Origin of the sequence: Antarctobacter aquimaris (assembly GCF_900184945.1) — a bacterium.
Lineage (GTDB): Bacteria > Pseudomonadota > Alphaproteobacteria > Rhodobacterales > Rhodobacteraceae > Maliponia > Maliponia aquimaris.
The window spans coordinates 131963-151224 of sequence record NZ_FXYF01000003.1; the positions used below are offsets into that span (position 1 = coordinate 131963).

Sequence of the window (19262 nt, forward strand, 5' to 3'; positions counted from 1 at the left end):
CGATCTCGCGCTGACGTGATCGCCCGGTGACCTGTGGTCCGGTCGCGATTGCCATGCCTGCCCAAGCGCTCTAGGCTCTGGTGAAAATGGCGACTGAGGAGGCCGGCATCTTGACAGCTTGGAAACGGACGGTCCGTGCGGGCCTTCTCGCGGCGGCGATGGCGTTGCCGCAGGTGGTGGCAGCCAATGGCTTTGCGGGCGACTACCTGGCCGCCCGGCAGGCCAGCTTTCTGTGGGATTTCAAGTCGGCGGCCTATTACTACAGCCGCGCGCTGGCGCGGGACCCGGCCCGAGCCGAACTGCTGGAGCGCGCGGTGCTGGCCAACATCTCGCTGGGCGAGGTGGACCGCGCCTCGACCTTTGCCGACCGGCTGGCGCTGGATGGCGTTTCCAGCCAGATCGCGCAGATGGCGCTGGTGGCCCGCGATGCCCGCGGCGAAGCCTATGGCCCGGTGATCAAGGCGATCGAGGACCAGCGCGGCCTTGGTCCGCTGGCCGACGGTCTGATCAAGGCCTGGGCGCAGCTGGGGCAGGGCGACATGACCGCCGCCGTTGTCAGCTTTGACGAGGTGGCCAAGGTGCAGGGGCTGGGCCCCTTCGCGGCCTATCACAAGGCGCTGGCGCTGGCCTCGGTCGGCGACTACCAGACCGCCGAGCAGATCCTGAGCGGCAGCGCCACCGCGGGCATGTCCTCGACCCGGCGGGGGGTCATGGCGCAGGCCGAGATCCTCAGCCAGCTGGACCGCAACGACGACGCTGTTCAGCTTCTGGACGCGGCCTTTGGCGGCGACCTGGACCCGGGCCTTACACGGATGCGGACGCAGCTGACGGCGGGCGAGACGCTGCCCTTTACCTACATCCGCTCGCCACGCGACGGCATCGCCGAGGTGTTCTATACCCTGGCAGGCGTGCTCTCGAACGAGGAAAACCACGACGTCACCCTGCTGTATTCGCGCATCGCGGAATACCTGCGGCCCGACCACATCGACGCGACCCTGCTGTCGGCGGAGGTGCTCAGCACGATCGGCCAATACGCGCTGGCGATCGAAACATATGGCAAGGTGACCGCCGACAACCCGGCCTATCACGCGGCCGAACTGGGCCGCGCCGAGGCGCTGCGCTCCGAGGACCGGCTGGACGAGGCGGTGGCCGTCCTCGACAAGCTGACCGAGACGCATGGCGACCTGCCCATCGTCTGGACCACGCTGGGCGACTACCTGCGCACGCAGGAACGTTATACCGACGCCGTGGACGCCTATACCGTGGCCGTATCGCGCTATACCGAGGAAAGCGACCGGCAGTGGTTCCTCTACTACGCCCGCGCCATCGCCTATGAACGGCAGGACCTCTGGGACCAGGCCGAGGCCGATTTCCGCAAGGCGCTGGACCTGAACCCGGAGCAACCGCAGGTGCTGAACTACCTCGGCTATTCGCTGGTCGAACAGAAGGTCAAGCTGGACGAGGCGCTGGACATGATCGAGCGCGCCGTCGCGGCGCGGCCGAACTCGGGCTACATCGTCGACAGCCTGGGCTGGGTGCTCTACCGTCTGGGCCGCTACGAGGAAGCCGTGCCGCACATGGAGCGCGCCGCCGAACTGATGCCGATCGACCCGATCGTCAACGACCACCTGGGCGATGTCTACTGGGCCGTGGGGCGGCACCGCGAGGCCGAGTTCATGTGGAAGCGCGCGCTGTCCTTCGTCGATTGGGAAGACGCGTCGGAAGAGGCCGACCCGGAGCGGATCAAGCGAAAGATCGCGGTCGGGCTTGATCAGGTGCTGGCCGAGGAAGGATCGCCGCCGTTGCAGGTTGCGGATGACGCCGCCGGCAACTGACGGTTTCGCCCCGGCCAAGGTCAACCTGTCCCTGCACGTCACCGGCCAGCGCGCTGATGGCTATCACCTGCTCGATTCGCTGGTGATGTTCGCCGACGTGGGGGACCGGGTGACCGTGGCCCCGGCCCCGGTCATGTCCCTGCGGGTGACCGGCCCGCGCGCGGCGGGCGTGCCCGAAGACGCGCGCAACCTGTGCTGGAAGGCGGCAGAGCCGTTTGGCCTGCCTGTGGCGATCACGCTGGACAAACACCTGCCCGCGGCGGCGGGGATCGGCGGCGGATCGTCGGACGCCGCGGCCGTCCTGCGGGCGATGGAGGCGCTGACAGGCCGTCCTTCGCCCATGCCAGTGGCCCGGCTGGGTGCGGATGTGCCGGTCTGCCTGCTGGGGCGGGCGGCGCGGATGCGGGGAATCGGCGCGGATATCCAGCCGCTGGAGATCGCGCCGCTGCACGCGGTGCTGGTCAATCCCGGCGTGGCTGTCTCGACGCCGGAGGTGTTTCGCGCTCTGGCGCGCAAGGACAATCCTGCGATGACGGATCTGCCCTGGAACGCCGACCTGACGGCCTGGCTTGCGGCGCAGCGCAACGACCTGGAGCCGCCGGCGCGGGCGTTGCAGCCGGTGATCGGCACGGTTCTGGAGGCCCTGGGGGCCTGCGCCGGGGTCCGGCTGGTCCGGATGTCCGGGTCAGGGGCCACCTGCTTTGGCCTGTTCGAATCCCGCGCTGTGGCCGACTCGGCGGCGCAGGACCTGCGTCGGGGCAACCCGGACTGGTGGGTCCGGGCATGCACGCTCAGTTGATCCGGCTGACCACGTAGTCGTTCAGGTCGATCAGCAGGTCGCGGATTTCGGACGCGGGCAGGCTCTCCATTGCCGCCTTGGCTTTGGCCGCCCAGGCCAGCGCCTCGGTCCGCGTCGCCTCCAGCGCGCCGTGCCGGTTGAGCAGGTCGATGGCATGCGCGAGGTCGCCCTCCTGCTGGTCGCCTTTCTCGATCACCCGCTTCCAGAAGGTGCGCTCTGCCTCGTCATCGGCGGCGGCAAAGGCCTTGATCAGCGGCAGCGTCAGCTTGCGCTCGCGGAAATCGTCGCCGACGTTCTTGCCCGTGGCGTCCGAGCCCCAGTAATCCAGCAGGTCGTCGACGATCTGAAAGGCAATGCCCAAGGCATCGCCATAGTCGAACAGCGCGCGCACCTCGGCCTCGGGGCGGCCGGCGATGACGCCGCCCACCTCGGTCGCGGCCGAGAACAGCGCCGCCGTCTTGCCGCGCACCACCTGCAAATAGGTCTGCTCGGTCGTGCGCAGGTCCTGCGCGGCGGTCAGTTGCAGCACTTCGCCCTCGGCGATGGTGGCCGCGGCGTCCGACAGGATGCTCAGCACCCGCAGGCTGCCGGTCTCGGTCATCAACTGGAAGGAACGCGCAAAGAGATAGTCGCCGACCAGCACGCTGGATTTGTTGTCCCACAGCAGGTTCGCCGTGGGCCGGCCGCGGCGCTTCTTGCTCTCATCCACCACGTCGTCATGCAGCAGGGTCGCGGTGTGGATGAACTCCACCGTCGCGGCCAGGTGGATGTGGAAGGGGCCGTCGTAGCCGCACATCCGCGCCGTCGCGAGCGTCAGCAGCGGCCGTAGCCGCTTGCCCCCAGCCTCGACCAGGTGGGCGGTCACTTCGGGAATGCGGGGCGCGTGGCGCGAGGCCATCCGCTCGCGGATCAGCGCGTTGACCTCAGCCAGGTCATCGGCCAGCAAGGCGGCAAGACGCTCGTGCGGCTTCTGTGTGCTTTCGTCCAAGCTCATCAAACTCCCGTGCAAGGCTCGACAAATCGGGTGCCTTGTCCTTACATCCCCCTCATGGAAGAACTCCTGCGCACCAACGACATCACCCTGATCCCGCTGGTCAGAACCCTCCTGAACGGGGAGGGTATAGACAGCTTTGAATTGGACGTAAACATGAGCGTCCTCGAAGGATCCATCGGCATTTTGCCGCGCCGCCTGATGGTGCGCCGCGATCAGGCCGAAGCCGCCCGCCGCCTGCTGCGCGAGGCCGGGGTCGAGTATTGAGGGCCGCGCCCTTTGCCCCCGACGCGCTGACCGAGGATGCCATGCTGGGCGGGCGCGTGCGCCTGTTGCAGCCGCGGGACGGCTACCGCGCAGGGACCGACCCGGTGCTGCTGGCGGCAGCGGTGGCGGCGGTGCCGGGGCAGAGCGTGCTGGACCTGGGCTGCGGGGCGGGGCCGGGGCTGTGCTGCCTGGGCGTCCGGGTGCCGGGCCTGCGGCTGGCGGGGCTGGAGCTGCAACCGGGCTACGCCGATCTCGCACGCCGGAACCTGGCGCACAACGGGCTGACCGGCGAGATCTGGACCGGCGACCTGGGCGACCCTCCTGCCGAGATGAAGGCACAGAGTTTTGACCATGTGCTTGCGAATCCCCCCTATTTCGAGGCCGGAAAGCGCATCGGCGCGGATGAGGCCGGGCGCGAGATCGCCCTGGCCGGCGAAACGCCGCTGACGGACTGGGTGGCCTGCGCGGCGCGTCGGCTGAAGCCGCGGGGGTACGCGACCTTCATCCAGCGCGCCGAACGCCTACCGGACCTGATTGCCGCGATGCAGGGGCGGCTGGGCGCGCTGGAACTGCTGCCGCTGCTGCCGCGTGCGGGCCGCGCGCCCCGGCTGATCCTGCTGCGCGGACGCAAGGACGGACGCGCGCCGTTCCGCTTTCACCCCGGCGCGGTGATCCACGATGGCGACACTCACGAGGAGCCGGGGACCCGCTACACGGCGCGTTTCCAGGCGGTGATGCAGGACGGCGCGGCGCTGGATTTTTCGGCAGGTCAGGGGTGACCTGCGTCCAAGTTACATTTTTGTGCAATCATGCTGCATCCGCAGCGTGACTTGTGATCGGAACTGTGCTGGACTGGAGATCCAACCGCATGAAAGGAGCATCCAATGAGCTTGAGTTCGCACTTGCAGGAACTGAAGAAGAAACATCGTGCCCTCTCGGAGGCCGTCGAGGAGGCGCAACGCGCTCCGGGCATCGATGACCTGCACATCGCGGACCTCAAAAAGAAAAAGCTGAGGGTCAAGGAAGAGATCAACCGATTGGCTTCCGAGGCACTCGTTTGACGTAACACATAACTGACCTGTCCTGGCCGTTCGGACGACGATCCGCGTCGTCGGTACGTCTCAGGACAGGTCCTCGACCGAAATGAGCGTCTTGCCTTCGAGTCCCGTGGGCAGAGACCTGATTTCGGAAGAAAGCCACTCACGGAACGCGACGATCTGGGGGCGCATTTCAGTCCCCTTGGCGCAGAGCAAGCGGAACCGCGCCCGCGTCGTCAGCGCGATGTCGAACGGCGCTACCAACTGTCCCGAAGCAAGATACTGTTGCGCGACCGATGTCCGCGTGAACACCACCCCGCCCCCGGCCAGGGTCGCGTCCAGTGCGTGATCGGCCTGCGAGAAACGCGCCGTTGGCGCGGGTGTGTGATCGATTCCGTTGGCCCGGAACCAGACCGCCCAATTGGCCGGCGGGTCGAGAAAGTCATGTGACGCGTCGTGCAGGAGCGGTGCGTCGATCAGGCTTTGCGGGGTCGTGAAACGCGCCGCAAGTTCCGGGCGCATCATCGGCGTCAGCCCCTCGTCGATCAGGTGTTCGCTGTACAGCCCGGCGTCCGCGCCATAGCCGTATCGGATGGCCACGTCGATCTCATCCCGTTCGAAATCCATCATGCGCAAGCCCGCGACAAAGCGCAGTTCGATCTGCGGATAGGCGCGGGCAAAGTTGTACAGCCGTGGTGCCAGGCATTTTGCGGTAAACGCCGGCCCGGCCGTCACCGCCAGCGCGCGGGCGTCCTGAAGACGCCGGGTGGCCCGCCAGGCCGCGGCCAGCCGTTCAAAGCCCTCGCTGGCGCCGGGGGAAAGCACGCGCCCGGCCTCGGTCAGCTCCACCGCCCGGTTCAGCCGGTGGAACAGCGGCGCGCCCAGGTGCTCTTCGAGGTTCTTGATCTGGAACGACAGCGCGGCGGGCGTGACGTTGAGTTCCTCTGCCGCCTTGGCAAAAGAGAGGTGGCGCGCGGCGGATTCGAATGCGCGCAGGGCGGTGAGAGGGGGCAGGCGATCAGCCATGTTGACTCAAGATTTTCTTGTGTGACTGCCGTAGAAGTCTCGTTTGTCCGCAGCATTGATGAAGCCTAGCTATGGATCAGTCAAGAAAGTCTGCAATCGAGAGGATGCCATGCTTGAAGCTGCCCAGGACACCCGCCACCGTGATGCCATCCGTGCCGCCCATGCCGCCCGGAGCGCTCTTGTCGCCGGATTGTGGCGCATGCTGACCGGCCGCCGCGCCTGACGGACGCCCGGACCCTGCGCGCGGCCTTTCGGGATGACCCGCCATAGCGGGCGCCGGTCGAAGCCGGGCATCCTGGTGGCGCAGGGACGGGCCGTGAAATGAAAAGGGGAACGCACCCATTCGGACAGTGCGTTCCCCTCGAGTTTTTCAGCTTGGTCGCGGTGCGTCAGACGAAGAACTGCGCGCCGTTGGCCGAGATGGTCGAGCCGTTGATGAAGCCCGAGCCCTCGGACGCGAGGAAGGCCACGCAGCGGGCGATTTCGTCCGGCTCACCCAGGCGGCCGGCGGGGATGCCCTTGATGATCTTTTCGCGGACGGATTCGTCGATGGCCATGACCATCTCGGTGGCGATGTAGCCCGGGCAGATCGCGTTGGCGGTGATGCCGAACTTGGCGCCTTCCTGGGCCAGCGACTTGACGATGCCGAGGTCGCCCGCCTTGGTGGCGGCATAGTTGACCTGGCCGGCCTGGCCCTTCTGACCGTTGATCGACGAGATCACGATGACCCGGCCAAAGCCGCGCTCGCGCATGCCCGGCCACACCGGGTGAACGGTGTTGAACACGCCGGTCAGGTTGGTGTCGATGACTTCCTTCCACTGCTCGGGGGTCATGCGGTGGAACATCGCGTCGCGGGTGATCCCGGCGTTGGCGACGACGGTGTCGATCGGGCCGAGGTCGGCCTCAACCTTGGCGATGCCTTCCTTGGAGGCGGCGTAGTCGGCCACGTTCCACTTGTAGGTCTTGATGCCGGTCTCGGCGGAGAAGGCGGCGGCCTTCTCGTCGTTGCCGGCGTAGGTCGCGGCGACCTCGTAGCCTTCGGCCTTGAGTGCCTTGGAAATGGCTTCGCCGATGCCGCGGCTTCCGCCGGTGACGAGTGCTACACGTGCCATGTGGGTGTCCTCCAGTCTTGGCTGTCTTGTCTTGGTAACTTCGTTACCTGTCAGATTTTGAGTTCGCAACATTGTTGCGCATTTTTCGGGACATTGGCAGAGATGTTTTTCTCAGCGCTGCGCGACCCAAGAAAAAGGGGGCGCCGGTGGGCGCCCCCGATATGCGGTATCCGCGATGTTACGGACGCTCCACGCAGAGCGCGACGCCCATGCCGCCGCCGATGCACAGCGTGGCAAGGCCCTTCTTGGCGTTGCGGCGCTTCATCTCGAACAGCAGGGTGTTCAGGACGCGCGCGCCCGAGGCGCCGATCGGGTGGCCGATGGCGATGGCGCCGCCGTTCACGTTCACGATCGCCGGATCCCAGCCCATGTCCTTGTTCACGGCGCAGGCCTGCGCGGCAAAGGCTTCGTTGGCCTCGACCAGGTCCAGGTCCTCGACTTTCCAGCCGGCCTTGGCCAGCGCCTTGCGCGAGGCGTGGATCGGGCCGACGCCCATGATCGACGGGTCCAGCCCGGCGGTGGCGTAGGAGGCGATCCGCGCGAGCGGCTCGATCCCGCGCTTTTCAGCCTCGTCGGCGGACATCAGCAGCGCGCCGGCGGCGCCGTCGTTCAGGCCCGAGGCGTTGGCGGCGGTGACCGAACCGTCCTTGGCGAAGGCGGGGCGCAGTTTCTGCATGGCGTCGATGGTGGCGCCGTGGCGGATGTATTCATCCTTGTCGACAACGATGTCGCCCTTGCGGGTCTTGATGGTGAAGGCGATCACCTCGTCATCGAACTTGCCGGCCTTCTGCGCGGCCTCGGCCTTGTTCTGCGAGGCGACGGCGAATTCGTCCTGCATCTCGCGGCTGATCTGCCACTGCTGCGCGACGTTCTCGGCGGTCTGGCCCATGTGGTAGCCGTTGAAGGCATCCCACAGGCCATCGCGGATCATGGTGTCGATGTATGACACATCGCCCATCTTGTGCCCGGCGCGCAGGTGCGCGGCGTGGGGCGACAGGGTCATGTTCTCCTGGCCGCCGGCGCAGACGATCGAGGCGTCGCCCAGCATGATGTGCTGTGCGCCCAGCGCCACGGCGCGCAGGCCGGAGCCGCAGACCTGGTTGATGCTCCAGGCCGAGGATTCCTTGGGCAGGCCGGCGTTGACATGCGCCTGGCGGGCCGGGTTCTGGCCCTGGGCCGCGGTCAGCACCTGGCCGAGGATGGTTTCGGAGACGTCCTCCTTTGCGATTCCGGCACGGGCGACCAGCGCCTCCAGGACGGCGGCGCCAAGATCATGCGCCGGGGTGTTGGCAAAGGAACCGCCAAAGCTGCCGACAGCAGTCCGGGCAGCAGATGCGATAACGACGTTGGTCATAGAGTGTCCTCCACGCAAGCGGGTGCATCAACTCGGGATGCGGATCAGCCGGGTGCTGACCCTTCACATCCTCACTTGTCTGTGACGGCAATAGCCGATGAGTCGGCGCAGAAGAACCGGACAGGGTGTCTCAGGCCCGAATGCATAGCGGATATGCACCGGCACGGGGCCCGGAGGTGCGGGAGAGCTGTCAGCCGACCTGCTGCCGCGCGCCGGCGGACCGCCACAGCGGGCGCACGGTGGGGGCCGCGAACAGGTAGCCCTGCAGGCAGTCGAGTCCAAGCGCGGCAAGGCAGTCGGCGTCGGCCTGGCTTTCGACGCCTTCGCCGACGGTGAACATGTCGAACTGTTCGGCGATCTTGACCATGGCGCCGACCAGCACCTGGTTGTCCGGGTCGGTGGCGACGCCGGCACAGAACTGGCTGTCGATCTTGAGGATGTCAAAGTTGAACTGCTTGAAATGGCGCAGCGCGGTATAGCCGGAACCAAAGTCGTCGATGGCAAAGGAGATGCCCCGGCATTGCAGGTCATCCATGAAACTGGTGACAAGCTCGGGGACCAGCATCGCCGAGCTTTCGGTGATTTCGAGAATAAGGCGTTCCGCCACCGTCGGGTCCTGTTCGAGCCCGCGGTTGAGGGTGCGCATCCACTTCTTGTAGCCGATCGACCGTGCCGACATGTTGACCGACAGCCGCAGACCGGGCACCAATGCCAGCTCTGCCAGCCCCTTTTCCAGCGCGATGCAGTCCAGGATGCGACCATATTCCGTGTCTTCGACGGCCTCGATGAAGTCTGCGGCCGGAATCACCCGGCCGGTTTCGTCCAGCACGCGGATCAGCGCCTCGTGAAAGGCGATGCGCTCCTGGGCCCGGGCCTGCATCACCGGCTGGAAGGCCAGCATGACCTGGCGGTGCTGGATCGCCCGGCGGACCATGTCCATGGCGCCGGCATCCCGTGTCATCATCGCGTGTTCCAGCGCGTTGCGCGCCCCGGTGTCGAATGCTGCCGATTTCCCTGCCACTTCCGCCTCCGTGCCAAGTACCTGCCCTTTCTGCGCCCCCAGGTGTGAATCAAGGGTAAATGTTGCTGTTTGGTTCAAATTCGCAGGGGTTTGCGCGCCGCCTTGACACGGACCGGCCCCCCTGTATAAGCGCGCCTTCATTGGTGTTGGTGGCCCCCGCAAGGGGATCCCTGTCACCCCGGCCAAATCCGGGGAGAGGACAACGCCCTTCGAAACCCTGACGAAGGAGACCAGCCGTGACCAAACGCACGTCTGCCAAGTACAAGATCGACCGCCGCATGGGCGAAAACATCTGGGGCCGCCCCAAGTCGCCGGTGAACCGCCGCGAATACGGCCCCGGCCAGCACGGCCAGCGCCGCAAGCAGAAGATTTCCGATTTCGGCCTCCAGCTGCGCGCCAAGCAGAAGCTCAAGGGCTACTACGGCGACCTGACCGAAAAGCAGTTCCGCCGCATCTACTCGGAAGCCGAGCGGATGAAGGGCGACACCGGTGAGAACCTCATCGGCCTGCTCGAGCGCCGCCTGGACGCAGTGGTCTACCGCGCCAAGTTCGTGGCGACCGTGTTCGCGGCGCGCCAGTTCGTGAACCACGGCCACGTGCTGGTGAACGGCCAGCGGGTGAACATCCCGTCGTACCGCGTCAAGGAAGGCGACGTGATCGAAGTGCGCGAGAAGTCGCGCCAGATCGCCGTGCTGCTCGAGGCCACCCAGCTGTCCGAGCGTGACGTGCCCGACTACATCGAGGCCGACCACTCCAAGATGACCGCCAAGTTCGTGCGCGCCCCGGGCCTGTCCGACGTGCCGTACCCGGTGATCATGGAACCGAACCTGGTCATCGAATACTACGCACAGAACTGAGCCGGCGCGGGCCGCGCGCCCGCGACGATTATGCTGCGATCAGGCCGCCCTGTCCGGGCGGCCTTTTCTGTTTCAGGATTCCGTGCCGCCTGTACGGCGGCGTGCCAGCTCGCGGTAGAGCGCCTCGCGGCTGATGCCCAGCGTCTCGGCCAGGTCCTGCCATGCGCCCCGGGGCGGCAGCGGCTGCCCGTCCGCGAGATAGGCGTCAAGACGCTCGGCCACCGTGCGCAGGGTGCGGATCTCGGATTGCAGGCGCGCCTTTTGCAGGCTCCGCGCCAGTTGCGCCGCCCAGGTACGGGACAGGGTCGGGGTGCGGGCCAGGTTGTCCAGGAATTGGGCCCGCGCCATGGCGATCACCTCGACCGGACCGTCGGCGACCCCATCGCAATGGTAATTGTCGCTGTAGGCCGACGCCTCGGCGCAGACATCCCCGGCGGTCGCCCGGTGCAGGCGCAGGCGTGTCCCGTCCCGGCCGTAGCGGATGAGGTCTACCCGACCGGAGGTCAGCAGGAACATCTCTACGCAATCTGCGCCACTGTGAAACAGCGCCTCTCCGGGCAGGAGACGGCGAAGGCGTCCATCGGAAAAGAGCGGGGTCAGGTCAGTCGGCATGATTGCGATCATATGAGCTGTGCCCCGGTTGTGCCATATCCAGGTGAGGATGACGCCGCAGATGCGGCAGAGGAGAGATGACGATGCGACACGCCTTTCAGTCACTTGCCGCGGCGATGCTGCTTGCGGCGCTGCTTCCCGACGCCGCTCCGGCCCAGATGGCGGGGCAGGGGCATGGCATGGGTCACCACCACGGCGCGGACGGAACCGGGCATGACGAGGTCAACATGCCCGGCCTGCGGGGGCTGGACGCCCTGCCGGAGGAAAGCGCCGACATGGCGACCCTGTTCCGCAACGTCCGGACGTTTGACCGGACGGTGAGCAACCTGCCGAACGGCATCCGGACCGTCACCGCCTCGGATGATCCGGAGGTGATGGCGGCGCTGCTGCGTCACGTGGCCGAGATGATCACGCGGGTCGAGGAGGGGCGCGATCCGCAGGTCTTCATCCAGAGCCCGACGCTGGACGTCTTCTTTGCCCGCGGCGACGAGATCCGCACCGAGATCGAGATCACCGACGACGGCATCGTCGTGGTCCAGACCGCCGAGGCACCCGACCTGGTCGAGGCGCTGCACCTGCACGCGGCCGAGGTGTCGGACATGGCGCAGCGGGGCATGGCGGCGGTGCATGAGCGGATGATGACCCAGCGCCCGACAAACTGACCCGCCGACGGCAAAGACAAAAAGACCGCGTCCCATCGGGGCGCGGTCTTTTGCATGCGACGCGGACGGTCTGCCGGGCGGCGCGTCAGACGTAGTAGACGTCGCGGAACACGTGGCGCACGATGTCTTCGCGGCGCAGGCCCTTCGTGGCCAGGTTTGCGTCCGACAGCGCGTTCAGGCGCTCGACTTCCTTCACCCGGCTGTTGGTCTCGGCAATGGAGGTCAGGCCATTGAAGACGCTTTGGAAAAAGCTGGTGATGCTGCCCGTGATGATGCCGCGCGGAGCGGTGGTCAGTTGTGCGTTTGCCATATCAGGACCTCTCTTCAAGGTGAGATGTTGTCCCTCCCATGGCTTGAAAGCTAGGTCATGCTGCGATGCAGCGCCAGCGATCCGGGGTCATAGCCGCTTTCGCCAGACTGCATGGCTCGCCTGTGCGTGATCGGACGCGGTCAGGGAATGCCCCGGTCAAGTGCCGAGAGGCTCGCCCGGTTTCAGGTCCGGTCGAGCCTTTCGGTCATCCTCACTCGTCGGATTTTCTGCGGGCGTGCAGCACCTTGGCGATGAGCGCGAGGCTGAAAACGACAAGCAGGGCGGTGACGACGGGAAACATGAAGAACCTCCGGGTTGTTAGGATGTGTGACCGGGGTATCGGCAAATGACGGCAGGAATGTGGACCGCGCGCCGCAGGACCCGGACCCAAATGCCTGCGATTTTAGCCAATGTCAGTCTCCGCCGCCGTCTCCGCCGCTGTCGCCGCTGTCACCACCGCCGCCGCCGTCGTTGTCCGAAGGCTTGGAGTGCCAGGCGCCGCCCGGCTGGTCGGGGTGGATGTCCGACCTCCGCGTCGAGCCGTCGAAGTCCACCCAGACCCAGGTGCCCGCGCCATCCTGGTGCAGGCTTGCGCGCCGTGCCTTGTGGCGTTGCGACGACCGGATCACCAGCAGGACGACACCTGCCACCACCAGTATCCCGATGATCCCGCCCATCGCGGTTCCTTTTCGTCTCTGCGGTCTTGTCCCGTCTGAGCGCAGATTGGCCCATCGGTGCGGCGACGCCAAGTCCGGATGCAGCACGGGAACTGGTGCGGCCGTCCGGACCGGGCTAGACCGGGCGGGACAGCCGGGAAGACAAGGCAGAGGACGATCATGCTGGACGCCTACGAGATCGACGGGCCCGGGCTGCGGGCGTTGCCGGAGGGGGTGTCGCTCGACCACGCCAAGTGGATCGACCTGCGCGACCCTGTCGCGCCGGAGGCCGCGCAGGTCGAGGCGCTGGGCCTGCACGTGCCGACGCTGGCGGAAATGGAGGAAATCGAACTGTCAAACCGGCTCTACCGGCATGGCGAGACCGAAACCATGGTGGTGTCGCTGCCGGGCCAGCTGCCGGACGGTGTGCGGGTGCATCGGCCGGTGGCCTTCATCCTGGCGCCGGACCGGTTGCTGACGGTGCGCTACCATGCGCCGCGCTCGTTCGATGCCTATCCCGGCCAGGCCGACGCCACGGCGGCGGGATGCGGCACGCCGGACCGGATCTTTCTGGGGTTGATCGAGGCGGTTGTCGGCCGTCTTGCCGACCTGCTGGAGGCGTCTGACCGCGGGCTCGAGGTGGCCGGGCGCGAGATCTTTGCCGAAACGGCGATCCCGCACCAGCCGGCGCTGCGCGCGTCGCTGAACCGGATCGCGGCCGAGGCGGAAACGCTGTCCAAGGTGCGCCTCAGCCTGATGACGCTGGAACGGGCGCTGACCTATTTCACCGTGCGTGTCGCCCGGCAAAGCGACGACACGACCCTGAGCGAGATCGTCAAGGCGCAGGCGCGCGACATGGCCGCGCTGGTCGAGCACGCAGATTTCGTTGCCGGGCGCATGGGCCAGATCAGCGATGTCGCGCTGGGGATGATCAGCCTGGCGCAGAACGCCACGGTCCGCCTCTTGTCGGTGGTGGCGGCGCTGTTCCTGCCGCCGACGCTGATCGCCTCGATCTACGGCATGAACTTTCACCACATGCCGGAACTGGCCGAACCCTATGCCTATCCGCTGGCGCTGCTGGCGATGGCGGCTTCGGCGGTGATCACCTTCCTTTACTTCAAGTGGAAAAAGTGGCTCTGAGCGCGGCTCAGCCGGACAGCGCGTAGCGCTGCAACTCGTGGAAATAGCCGGTGCTGTCCTCGCCGCAGAGCGTCAGCGCGTCGATCACGAAGGGGCGCGGCAGCTTGTCCTCGAGACGCGGCAAGAGCGCCAGGCGCACCTGCTCGGCCTCGTCGGGCGACAGCCGCCCGGTCAGCGTGATGTGAAAGCGGAACTGGTCCATCACGTAGGGATAGCCCCAGTCGCGCAGCAATTCCCTTTGCCGGTCGCTGAGGTTTGCCTTGTGCCGCTTGTCCAGTTCGGCCTCGGTCAGCGGGGCGCGGAACGGGTCGAGATCGGCGACCACGCGCGCGGCCAGTGCGGTCAGCGCGGCGGTGTCTCCGGTCGGGGTCAGCGCGAGGAAGCTGCCAAGCCGGGTCAGCGCCAGGCCCTCCAGCGTCACCGGGGCCAGCGCGGCGCAGAGCGTGCCCAGCGCGTCGTGCAAATTGTCGGGCTTGTGCCCCTCGGCCAGCCGGAACGGCGGCTTGACGGTGCCGTGCAGCCCGTACTTGCGCGGGGTGGCGGTGATCTCGTGCACTGGCCGTGGCAGCCCGTGGACCATGGGCGCGGAGGGGCGTTCGCCCCTGGCCGCGTTCCAGCCCAGCCAGGCCGCGCCAAAGTCGACCAGCGGCCCCCTGGGCAGGGTCACGTAGACGGCATAGCGCGAAAACTGCATGGCGACCTCCTGTCCTGCCGGGCCTGTGCCGGAGTATCACGGCGTGGGGGTGACAGAGGGGGGCAGGGTTGCCAATGCGACACGGGTTCCCGGCCCTTCGGGTGTGACTGTCGTGCTTGGCCGTGGAGAGGTTTCTGCTAGGCTTTGCGCAACCTTGCCGGAGCCTGTCTCGTGACCGAAGCCGCCCTGCCTTCGTTCCGCGTCGATCCCGCCGCGCGCACCCTTGAGGTTGCCGGCGAGTCGGTGGCCATCGGGGCGCGGGCCTTTGACGTCCTGGCATACCTCTGCGCGCATTCGGACCGGGTGGTGAGCAAGCAGGAGCTTCTGGAAACGGTCTGGGGCGGCCTGGCGGTGGAAGAGAGCAACCTCACCGTGCAGATCAGCACCTTGCGCAAGGTCATCGGGGGCAGGGCCATCGCGACCGTGCCCGGGGTGGGGTACAAGCTGACCCAGGTTGCCGCGCCGCCACCGGATGCGCCGCCTCCGGTGTTGCCGGAAAAGCCATCACTGGTCGTGTTGCCGTTTGCCAATCTGACCGGCGCGCCCGACCGCGACTACCTGGTCGATGGCATGGTCACCGAGTTGATCGCCGCGCTGACCCGGATTTCCGGGCTGTTCGTGATTTCGGCCACCTCCAGCTTTGGCTTCAAGGGGCGTGCGGTGGACCTGGCCGATGTCGGCCAGACCCTGGGCGTGCGCTACGTGCTGGAAGGGGCAATTCAGCAGGCGAGCGAGACTCTTCGCATCACCGTGCAGCTGGTCGAGGCCGAGAGCAGGCACACCCTGTGGTCCGAGCGGTTCACCGGGACGACCGCGGATCTGTTCGAGTTGCAGGACCGCATCACCGAACTGGTCTGCGGGGCGATCGAACCCGCGCTGCTGGTGGCCGAGGCGGGGCGTGCCGCCGCCAAGCCGACGCAGGATCCGCGGGCCTACGATCTCTGCCTGCGGGCGTTGCCGAATGCCTTGCGCCCGCCCGACGTGGAGGCGTTTCGCGCGGCGGTCGACCTGCTGGACCGCGCGATCGCGATCGACCCCGGCTACGAACTGGCCAAGGCCTGGAAATGCCGCGCGTTCCTTGTTGCGCGCGGGGCCCGCTGGATCACCAAGGAAGAGACGCAGGCAGCGGTCGGACCCCTGGCCAAGGCGCTGATGACGGGAAAGACCCAGGATCCCCTTGTCCTTGCCTTTGCCGGGTTCACGGATGCCTATCTGAACATGGACCGCGATCTGGCCGTGCGGGCGGTGCGCCGGGCTGTCCGGATGGCGCCGAATTCCGTGCTGGTGCTGAACGCCGCGGGCTGGGTCGAGTACTATGTCACGGATTACGAAAGGGCGATCGCCCATCTGCGCCGTGCCACGCGTCTTGACCCGGTGGGCCACATCGGCGCGCATTCGCGGTTCTGCTGGGGCCTGTGCGCGTTTCTTGCCGGGCGGCTGGAGACGGCGGCAGAGATCCTCGAAGAGTGCCTGGCCGAGGACGGCGCGAACGGCGGCATTCTGCAACCGCTGATCACGGTGTATTGGCATCTCGGGCGGGTGGAGGACGCAAGGCGCCTGGTGCCCCTGCTGCTGAAGGAGATGCCGGATTTCTCCAGTCGCCGGCAGATCGCGGACATCGCCGTCAATGATCCCGAGGGTATCGCGCGGGTCCGCGACGCCTACGCAGGGGTCGGCCTGCCGGATTAGCGGCGCGATGCCGGTCCGGCCATCCCGCTCTTGAAACGCGGGCCAACCTGGTCTATACGCGCGCCTGTCGACAAGGCATCAAACGCCGCGGCAGAGAGATCGAGCAGGGTCGGGCTTCTCCGGCCCTCTTTGTTTTGCGGCAGCTCACGTGACCAACTTCAAGACCGGCGGAGACAACCGCTTGGCCAGAAAACCGAAGACAAAGGATAACAGACGCCACATGGCTAATGCTACAATGGAGGAATTCGAGGCCCTCCTTAATGAAAGCCTCGAAATGGACACACCGGACGAAGGTTCGGTTGTCAAAGGCAAGGTCATCGCGATCGAAGCGGGCCAGGCCATCATCGACGTCGGCTACAAGATGGAAGGCCGCGTCGATCTCAAGGAATTCGCCGAGCCCGGCGAGCAGCCCAACGTCAACGTCGGCGACGAGGTCGAGGTCTACCTGCGGTCGGCCGAGAACGCCCGCGGCGAAGCCGTCATCTCCCGCGAGATGGCACGCCGTGAAGAGGCATGGGACCGTCTCGAGAAGGCATATGCCGACGACGCCCGCGTCGAAGGCGCGATCTTCGGCCGGGTCAAGGGCGGCTTTACCGTCGATCTCGGCGGCGCCGTGGCCTTCCTGCCCGGCTCCCAGGTCGATGTGCGCCCGGTGCGCGACGCCGGCCCGCTCATGGGCCTCAAGCAGCCGTTCCAGATCCTCAAGATGGACCGCCGCCGCGGCAACATCGTGGTGTCGCGCCGTGCGATCCTCGAAGAATCCCGCGCCGAGCAGCGTGCCGAGGTCATCTCGAACCTCACCGAAGGTCAGGCCGTCGACGGCGTGGTCAAGAACATCACCGAGTACGGCGCCTTCGTCGACCTGGGCGGTGTGGATGGCCTGCTGCACGTGACCGACATGGCATGGCGCCGCGTCAACCACCCGTCCGAGATCCTGTCGATCGGCGAGACCGTCAAGGTCCAGGTCATCAAGATCAACAAGGACACCCATCGTATCAGCCTGGGCATGAAGCAGCTCCAGGAAGATCCGTGGGATCTGGTCGGCGTCAAGTACCCGCTCAGCTCGGTTCACAAGGGCCGCGTCACCAACATCACCGATTACGGTGCGTTTGTTGAGCTGGAGCCCGGTGTCGAGGGCCTGGTCCACGTCTCCGAGATGTCCTGGACCAAGAAGAACGTGCACCCCGGCAAGATCGTGTCGACCTCGCAGGAGGTGGACGTCATGGTGCTGGAAATCGACGGCGCCAAGCGCCGGGTGTCGCTGGGTCTCAAGCAGACCATGCGCAACCCATGGGAAGTGTTTGCAGAAACCCATCCCGAGGGCACCCAGGTCGAGGGCGAGGTCAAGAACATCACCGAGTTCGGCCTGTTCATCGGCCTGCCCGGCGAGATCGACGGCATGGTTCACCTGTCGGACCTGTCGTGGGACCAGCGCGGCGAAGAAGCCATCCAGGAATACCGCAAGGGCGACATCGTCCAGGCGGTGGTCTCCGAAGTGGACGTCGAGAAGGAGCGCATCTCACTCTCCATCAAGGCGCTGGGCGGTGACAAGTTCGCCGACGCGGTTGGCGGCGTGAAGCGCGGCTCGATCGTGACGGTCACCGTCACCGCGATCGAGGATGGCGGCATCGAGGTGGAATACGAGGGCATGAAGTCCTTCATCCGCCGGTCCGACCTGTCGCGTGACCGCTCCGAGCAGCGCCCCGAGCGGTTCTCGGTCGGTGACCACGTGGACGTCCGCGTGACCAACATCGACAGCAAGACCCGCCGCCTGGGCCTGTCGATCAAGGCACGCGAGATCGCCGAAGAGAAGGAAGCCGTGGAACAGTACGGTTCGTCCGCTTCGGGTGCATCGCTGGGTGACATCCTGGGCGCCGCGCTCAAGGGCGACGAGTGAGCGCCCCGCGCTGACTGACATGAAATGACGAAAAGGCCTCGCATCTGCGGGGCCTTTTTGCTTTGGTGGGCCGGACGGTTCGCCAGGGGGCGACGCCAAGGGGGAGACCAGGCAGGATGCAGCGAGTCGGATGGATACGCGCCGCGATGGGCGCTGTGCTTTGCGGGGGGCTGGCGGTTTCCGCCGTGGCGCAGGGCAGCCCGACGGACGGCACCGAATTGCAGATGCGGGCGGTGACGGTCAAGGACCAGAACCAGCTGCGCGGCTATTTCGGTGACAAGTGGGAGCCGGGCGAAGTCCGCGACAAGGCCGCGCAGGTCTGCGCCGAGGCAGGGATGCGGCTGGTCTATTTCCAGCCTGGAAACACCGACTCCAGCCGTCGGACACAATTCGCCGCTGTCTGCCAATAGGCCCCGCAGCGGCCGAATCGGGCCCCGATGCGGGGTCCCGCGGCCCGGTGCAACCTGCCCGCCACCGCCCGGCGGCAGGGCATTTCAGCGATATCCTGCCGCAAAGCGCTGCGAGAGTTGAATTTTTCTGAAACTTGGCGGTTCCCGTAAAGGGTGAGCGCGCGTATAGTCGGGCGATAAAACAAGGCGCAGGCCGATTCCACCAGGGGACGTGGGGATGATCAGATCGGAATTGATCCAGAAGATTGCAGACGAGAATCCACATCTATATCAGCGTGACGTGGAGAGGATCGTGAACACGATTTTCGAAGAGATCACCAATGCCATGGCCCGGGGCGACCGGGTCGAGCTGCGGGGCTTCGGGGCGTTTTCGGTCAAGAAGCGGGACGCGCGCGTCGGGCGGAACCCCCGGACCGGGGAATCCGTCGAGGTCGAGGAAAAGCACGTGCCCTTCTTCAAGACCGGCAAGCTCCTGCGCGACCGCCTCAACGGAAAGTAACAATGCGCTACATCCGCTATGCCATCTATGCCTCCCTGTTGATCGTGCTGACCGTGGTCAGCGTCGCGAACCTGGCCCCGGTGACCCTGAATACCCTGCCCGCCGGGCTGGCGAGCCTGCCGCAGATCGGCTGGCTGGCCTTTTCGGTGCAGGTGCCGCTGTTTGCCGTGGCGCTGGGCGGGTTGGTCCTGGGATTTGTCCTGGGCGAGGTGTTCGAATGGCTGCGCGAACACAAGTTCCGCGCCGAGGCGTCCGCCAAGGGCCACGAGGTCAAGAAGCTGGAGCGCCAGCTGAAGAGGACTCAGGCCGAGCGCGACAAGGACAAGGACGAAGTCCTGGCGATCCTCGACCAGGCGAGCTGAGACCGGGCGAGGGGGCGCTGCCCCCTCTTGGC

At 66.5% G+C, this 19262-nt stretch carries 22 protein-coding genes; 13 read left to right on the forward strand and 9 right to left on the reverse strand.

Annotated elements, in window-relative coordinates:
- Positions 1 to 86 precede the first annotated feature (86 nt).
- Entirely contained in the window at positions 87 to 1835 is a 1749-nt protein-coding gene (locus MAA8898_RS06250) for a tetratricopeptide repeat protein (RefSeq protein ID WP_094020141.1), read from the forward strand.
- Entirely contained in the window at positions 1816 to 2634 is an 819-nt protein-coding gene (locus MAA8898_RS06255) for a 4-(cytidine 5'-diphospho)-2-C-methyl-D-erythritol kinase (RefSeq protein WP_094020142.1), read from the forward strand. Before MAA8898_RS06250 ends, MAA8898_RS06255 begins: the two co-directional genes overlap by 20 nt.
- On the opposite strand, the gene MAA8898_RS06260 is transcribed toward MAA8898_RS06255, so the two are convergent.
- Positions 2627 to 3628, reverse strand: a complete 1002-nt coding sequence (locus MAA8898_RS06260; RefSeq protein ID WP_094020143.1) for a polyprenyl synthetase family protein — start codon at positions 3626 to 3628, stop codon at positions 2627 to 2629. The genes MAA8898_RS06255 and MAA8898_RS06260 overlap by 8 nt on opposite strands.
- A 54-nt stretch (positions 3629 to 3682) precedes the next feature.
- Here MAA8898_RS06260 and MAA8898_RS06265 point away from each other — a divergent pair, with 54 nt between their 5' ends.
- From MAA8898_RS06265 to MAA8898_RS06275, 3 genes are all read left to right on the forward strand, one after another.
- Positions 3683 to 3892 carry a putative signal transducing protein gene (locus MAA8898_RS06265; protein WP_094020144.1) on the forward strand — a complete coding sequence of 70 codons (210 nt, stop codon included), beginning with the start codon at positions 3683 to 3685 and terminating at the stop codon, positions 3890 to 3892.
- Complete coding sequence (locus MAA8898_RS06270; protein ID WP_245853255.1) at positions 3889 to 4671, forward strand: tRNA1(Val) (adenine(37)-N6)-methyltransferase; 783 nt, start codon at positions 3889 to 3891, stop codon at positions 4669 to 4671. Before MAA8898_RS06265 ends, MAA8898_RS06270 begins: the two co-directional genes overlap by 4 nt.
- A gap of 105 nt (positions 4672 to 4776) precedes the next feature.
- The gene (locus tag MAA8898_RS06275) at positions 4777 to 4953 is read left to right on the forward strand and encodes a YdcH family protein (RefSeq protein WP_094020145.1); all 177 of its coding nucleotides are present in this window, start codon (positions 4777 to 4779) and stop codon (positions 4951 to 4953) included.
- A 60-nt stretch (positions 4954 to 5013) separates the two neighbouring features.
- Here MAA8898_RS06275 and gcvA read toward each other — a convergent pair whose 3' ends face one another.
- From gcvA to MAA8898_RS06295, 4 genes are all read right to left on the reverse strand, one after another.
- Positions 5014 to 5955, reverse strand: a complete 942-nt coding sequence (gene gcvA, locus MAA8898_RS06280; protein ID WP_094020146.1) for a transcriptional regulator GcvA — start codon at positions 5953 to 5955, stop codon at positions 5014 to 5016.
- A gap of 389 nt (positions 5956 to 6344) precedes the next feature.
- The gene (phbB, locus tag MAA8898_RS06285) at positions 6345 to 7067 is read right to left on the reverse strand and encodes an acetoacetyl-CoA reductase (RefSeq protein WP_094020147.1); all 723 of its coding nucleotides are present in this window, start codon (positions 7065 to 7067) and stop codon (positions 6345 to 6347) included.
- Between the two features lie 178 nt (positions 7068 to 7245).
- Positions 7246 to 8421, reverse strand: a complete 1176-nt coding sequence (locus MAA8898_RS06290; protein ID WP_094020148.1) for an acetyl-CoA C-acetyltransferase — start codon at positions 8419 to 8421, stop codon at positions 7246 to 7248.
- Between the two features lie 190 nt (positions 8422 to 8611).
- Complete coding sequence (locus MAA8898_RS06295) at positions 8612 to 9385, reverse strand: EAL domain-containing protein (protein WP_094020439.1); 774 nt, start codon at positions 9383 to 9385, stop codon at positions 8612 to 8614.
- A gap of 293 nt (positions 9386 to 9678) precedes the next feature.
- Here MAA8898_RS06295 and rpsD point away from each other — a divergent pair, with 293 nt between their 5' ends.
- Positions 9679 to 10299 (forward strand): 30S ribosomal protein S4, encoded by a 621-nt coding sequence (gene rpsD / locus MAA8898_RS06300; protein WP_094020149.1) that lies wholly within the window; start codon positions 9679 to 9681, stop codon positions 10297 to 10299.
- 72 nt (positions 10300 to 10371) lie between these two features.
- On the opposite strand, the gene MAA8898_RS06305 is transcribed toward rpsD, so the two are convergent.
- Positions 10372 to 10911, reverse strand: a complete 540-nt coding sequence (locus MAA8898_RS06305) for a Crp/Fnr family transcriptional regulator (protein WP_176445083.1) — start codon at positions 10909 to 10911, stop codon at positions 10372 to 10374.
- A gap of 83 nt (positions 10912 to 10994) precedes the next feature.
- On the opposite strand from MAA8898_RS06305, the gene MAA8898_RS06310 reads away from it, so the two are divergent.
- Positions 10995 to 11573, forward strand: coding sequence for a hypothetical protein (locus tag MAA8898_RS06310; protein WP_245853256.1), 579 nt, complete (start codon positions 10995 to 10997; stop codon positions 11571 to 11573).
- Between the two features lie 85 nt (positions 11574 to 11658).
- Here the strand turns inward: MAA8898_RS06310 and MAA8898_RS06315 are convergent, their stop codons facing one another.
- Together MAA8898_RS06315 and MAA8898_RS06320 are read right to left on the reverse strand one after the other, a co-directional pair.
- Positions 11659 to 11883 (reverse strand): hypothetical protein, encoded by a 225-nt coding sequence (locus MAA8898_RS06315; protein ID WP_094020151.1) that lies wholly within the window; start codon positions 11881 to 11883, stop codon positions 11659 to 11661.
- 413 nt (positions 11884 to 12296) lie between these two features.
- Positions 12297 to 12560, reverse strand: coding sequence for a hypothetical protein (locus MAA8898_RS06320; protein ID WP_094020152.1), 264 nt, complete (start codon positions 12558 to 12560; stop codon positions 12297 to 12299).
- A gap of 159 nt (positions 12561 to 12719) precedes the next feature.
- Here MAA8898_RS06320 and MAA8898_RS06325 point away from each other — a divergent pair, with 159 nt between their 5' ends.
- Positions 12720 to 13679 carry a CorA family divalent cation transporter gene (locus tag MAA8898_RS06325; protein WP_094020153.1) on the forward strand — a complete coding sequence of 320 codons (960 nt, stop codon included), beginning with the start codon at positions 12720 to 12722 and terminating at the stop codon, positions 13677 to 13679.
- Between the two features lie 7 nt (positions 13680 to 13686).
- Here the strand turns inward: MAA8898_RS06325 and MAA8898_RS06330 are convergent, their stop codons facing one another.
- Positions 13687 to 14373 carry a DUF1045 domain-containing protein gene (locus MAA8898_RS06330; protein WP_094020154.1) on the reverse strand — a complete coding sequence of 229 codons (687 nt, stop codon included), beginning with the start codon at positions 14371 to 14373 and terminating at the stop codon, positions 13687 to 13689.
- Between the two features lie 171 nt (positions 14374 to 14544).
- Here MAA8898_RS06330 and MAA8898_RS06335 point away from each other — a divergent pair, with 171 nt between their 5' ends.
- The 5 genes from MAA8898_RS06335 (at position 14545) to MAA8898_RS06355 (ending at position 19230) form a co-directional block, all read left to right on the forward strand.
- Positions 14545 to 16062: a winged helix-turn-helix domain-containing protein gene (locus MAA8898_RS06335; protein WP_176445084.1), complete on the forward strand. Its 1518-nt coding sequence runs from the start codon at positions 14545 to 14547 to the stop codon at positions 16060 to 16062.
- 181 nt (positions 16063 to 16243) lie between these two features.
- Positions 16244 to 17959, forward strand: coding sequence for a 30S ribosomal protein S1 (rpsA, locus tag MAA8898_RS06340; RefSeq protein WP_281252849.1), 1716 nt, complete (start codon positions 16244 to 16246; stop codon positions 17957 to 17959).
- Between the two features lie 116 nt (positions 17960 to 18075).
- On the forward strand, positions 18076 to 18369 hold the full coding sequence (locus MAA8898_RS06345; protein ID WP_176445085.1) for a hypothetical protein: 294 nt from the start codon (positions 18076 to 18078) through the stop codon (positions 18367 to 18369).
- 217 nt (positions 18370 to 18586) lie between these two features.
- Complete coding sequence (gene ihfB, locus MAA8898_RS06350; RefSeq protein WP_058245850.1) at positions 18587 to 18868, forward strand: integration host factor subunit beta; 282 nt, start codon at positions 18587 to 18589, stop codon at positions 18866 to 18868.
- A 2-nt stretch (positions 18869 to 18870) separates the two neighbouring features.
- Positions 18871 to 19230, forward strand: coding sequence for a LapA family protein (locus MAA8898_RS06355; RefSeq protein WP_094020158.1), 360 nt, complete (start codon positions 18871 to 18873; stop codon positions 19228 to 19230).
- The last annotated feature ends 32 nt before the right edge of the window (positions 19231 to 19262 follow it).